General features: G+C 21.9%; 2 protein-coding genes and 2 pseudogenes. All 4 read left to right on the forward strand.

The features are described 5' to 3' along the window. Positions 1 to 818 (forward strand): annotated as a pseudogene (locus AJ886_RS02660) (hypothetical protein); the annotation flags it as partial. Further along, positions 811 to 1,665, forward strand: coding sequence for a hypothetical protein (locus AJ886_RS02665; protein WP_070287082.1), 855 nt, complete (start codon positions 811 to 813; stop codon positions 1,663 to 1,665). The pseudogene AJ886_RS02660 and the gene AJ886_RS02665, both read left to right, overlap by 8 nt. Before the next feature lie 83 nt (positions 1,666 to 1,748). Then, the gene (locus AJ886_RS02670) at positions 1,749 to 2,516 is read left to right on the forward strand and encodes a hypothetical protein (RefSeq protein ID WP_070243606.1); all 768 of its coding nucleotides are present in this window, start codon (positions 1,749 to 1,751) and stop codon (positions 2,514 to 2,516) included. Between the two features lie 380 nt (positions 2,517 to 2,896). Further along, positions 2,897 to 3,750, forward strand: a pseudogene (locus AJ886_RS10440) (hypothetical protein); the annotation flags it as partial.

Below are 3,750 nucleotides of genomic sequence, written 5' to 3' on the forward strand. Positions count from 1 at the left end.
ACTCTCTCTACCCCTACTACAAAAACATACAAAATTCCTTTACTCCTTTATGTTCTATAGATAATAAAAATAGTAATTTGTTAAAAGAATTTAATTTTGATAGTTTTTCTTGTAATTTTTATAATAATAATATTTTCAATCAAAGTCTTAAGCATTTAAATAATATACAAAATGAAAAAGAATATATCAATGAGTATAAAATATTTTTAGAAAATCTTAATTATTTTAATCAAGAATATAATAATTATAAGCTTGTATCTATACAAGCAATCAATAATTTAAAAATAGCCTATATACAAAAACTATCTTTAGAAAATATCAACAACATCAACATCGATTCAAAACCCTATCTATTAAAAGCTTTATATTTTTGTGAAGATTATGTTTTATATGATAAAGATAAGCAAGCTTTATTTGATGAAAACACAATAAAAGAATTAGAATTTAACTCTAGTTTTTATACTATCTTTATCTCTCATAAAAACAAACTAAATGATACTTATTTACAAGCAAGAAAAGAACTTTATAAAAGTATTGATGAATTTAAAAAACTTGGTTTTGAAGATTTAGAAAATGCTTATCAAACTTATATTAATTCTTTGATTGTAAATAAAGAAATAAATAGTAAAGATGAAACAATAAATAAAAATAAAAACAAAGAAATAAATAAAAATTTAAATCAAGATGAAAATTCAAATCAAGAAAACAATACAAAACAAAGCAATACCATTATAGATGATATAAAAGAAGATTTTAAGATTGTATCTAATAATGCTATAATAAATAATACTAACTTTAAAGGTAAAAAAATTGCTTAAAATATCAAAAAGAATTTCTATTATAGTTTTTATTGTATTAGTTTTTATTGCAGTTGTTAGTAGTGTTTATGAGTTTATCCATGAAGCTCTAAAGTTTAAAGAAGATAATGAAAGCAAAGCAAGAGAAAATCTTAGTGCTTTAATCAAATGGAGTGAAAACGAAGGTAAGGAAGAATTAGAATATGCTAAGAATTTAAGCAAAGAAAACTATAATCAAGAAAAAGTTACACAAATGATTATTAAAAATCTTAAGATGATACAAGCTAGTATTGAAGATATAAGAACTTTAACTATTTATTCATTCCTAGATGAAGATGAGGAACTTTCAAGAAAAGCTAGTCGAATTGTTTTAAATTTAAATAACGATATTATATCCTATCTTTTATACAATGAAAGAAATATCACAAATCATAAAACTTATTTTTTATTTGACAAGGAAAGATTTGATGCACTTGAAGATTTTTTATTTTTTCTAAATACTCGTTTAGAAGAGGATTTTTTGCAAAATAAAATCAAAAGTCATGATTTTTCACATATTGTTTATTATACATCTTCTTTAATTGGAAACAACTGGGGATTTTCCCATATTTATATTGGAGATCTTTCTAAAAAATTCACATGTAAATTTGATAATTCTAAAACTGCAATAATTTTAAATACAATGAGAAAACTAAATAAAATTACAGATAATGTTACAAGAAGAATTCGTAAAGATTTTTTTTTAGATAATCAAGCTAAAGAGAAGCTAAAAGAAAATATTAATAAAATTTTAGAAAACTTCAACAAGAAGACATTGACAAATCTTAACACTCTACAATCTAAATTAAAAGAATGCACAAATGAATGAGATAGAACTTAACACTCAAAATAAAACCTTAAACGAAACAGAAAAAGACACAAAAACTATTTTTAAAATATCAAGGAATATAAATGAAAAAACCTTTTTATAAACTTAAAAGATTTTATATACCTTGTGGTTTACTTATAGCTTTTGTTATCTTTATAAGCTTAGCTTATCGCCCTTTAGAGCTTATCTTTTGGGATAAGTATTATTATGAAAAAGAAAATCAAATTAGAAAAGAGACATCTAAATTATTCTGGAGCAACGAAGAAGAATTTAAAAAAGTTTTTGTAGAACAAAACTTAAATCAAGAATTAAAACTTAATCAAAAAGAACTATTAAATTATATGCATAATTTTAAAAAAGATTTTAAATTTATGCAAATTTTAGGTTTAGACAATGCTTATTTGGTAGCTCTTAGAAATAAAGTAAGTATATTTGGAAGAAAAAGTGAAACTAATCTTAATTATTTTTATCTTGCTTCTAATAGCACTACCAATTTAAACGAAATGAATAATTTTATAAGCATTATGGATAGATATATCATTTTTATTAACAAAATAGATGCATTGCCTGACACTTATGCACTTATGAAAATAGCCTTTAATGCTGATTATTTTCTTTTTAATTTAATCCCATTTGCTTCAAGCCTAGATAAAAACTTTATGTGTTCTATACCTCAAAAAGAACAGTTATTAGAAAATATGATTAATTCTTATAAAAAAATGAATTTATTATATAAAACAAAACTAAAAACCGAAATTCAAGAAATGATATACCCAACAATATATGAAGCAAAAAGATATAATTATTTCATAAATTTTGCTAAAGGAAGATTAAATGCATGCGGAAGATAATTTAAATTTTAAAGATAATTTTTAAATTATATAGGAAAAATAAATGTCTATTTATAAAGAATGTGAAGTTTGTAAAACAAAAATCAATAAATTGCAAAATATTTGGAATATATTCTCAGGCAAATTAGAAATAAAATGTAAAAATTGCAAAAGTAAATATGGAGTTTCTAGTAAAATTATAGATTGGGTGTATAGTATTTTTTGTGAAAACTTATTACTCTTTCCACCAATTGTATTTTTAAATTTCATATATTTAGGTAGATATTTTTCAAAATATGGATTATTTGAAATGATATGTTATTTATCAATAATCATTCTTTTTAGTAGAAAACTAATAAATATTGTTTTACTTCTTCTTTGTAAATTAAAAAGGCTAGAAAATGACAAATAAAGGATTAATGGAACATCTTAAGGATATTAAAGATGGTATTGTAGATTGTTATATAGGACTTTATGATTTTGGAGATTTTTTAGCTAGAATTTCAGGTTTTAGAGATTGGCAAGAAAAAAGTGTTATTTTAGATGATTTTCATAAAAGGCAGACGCTAGAAGAATTAGACTTTTTAAAAGATATTGTTAAAAATGAAACTTCTAGAAATATTATACTAGAATATTTAATAAAAGATATCAATGAAAGACCTTTGTATTATTTAGCACCATCAGGAATTTTAACAACAATTAAAAAAATAACCAAAACAAAAAAACTATTCATAATAAACATAACTTCTTTAGGAGGAAAAGCAACATCCACCGCCCACTCTCTCTACCCCTACTACAAAAACATACAAAATTCCTTTACTCCTTTATGTTCTATAGATAATAAAAATAGTAATTTGTTAAAAGAATTTAATTTTGATAGTTTTTCTTGTAATTTTTATAATAATAATATTTTCAATCAAAGTCTTAAGCATTTAAATAATATACAAAATGAAAAAGAATATATCAATGAGTATAAAATATTTTTAGAAAATCTTAATTATTTTAATCAAGAATATAATAATTATAAGCTTGTATCTATACAAGCAATCAATAATTTAAAAATAGCCTATATACAAAAACTATCTTTAGAAAATATCAACAACATCAACATCGATTCAAAACCCTATCTATTAAAAGCTTTATATTTTTGTGAAGATTATGTTTTATATGATAAAGATAAGCAAGCTTTATTTGATGAAAACACAATAAAAGAATTAGAATTTAACTCTAGTTTTTATACTATCTTTATCTCTCA

It is taken from the genome of Campylobacter sp. BCW_6465 (genome assembly GCF_001762815.1).
Taxonomy (GTDB): domain Bacteria; phylum Campylobacterota; class Campylobacteria; order Campylobacterales; family Campylobacteraceae; genus Campylobacter_D; species Campylobacter_D jejuni.

Excerpts from the sequence above, each read along its gene's own strand:
- AJ886_RS02670 (WP_070243606.1), top strand. The coding sequence starts at position 1,749 with ATGAAAAAACCTTTTTATAAACTTAAAAGATTTTATATACCTTGTGGT.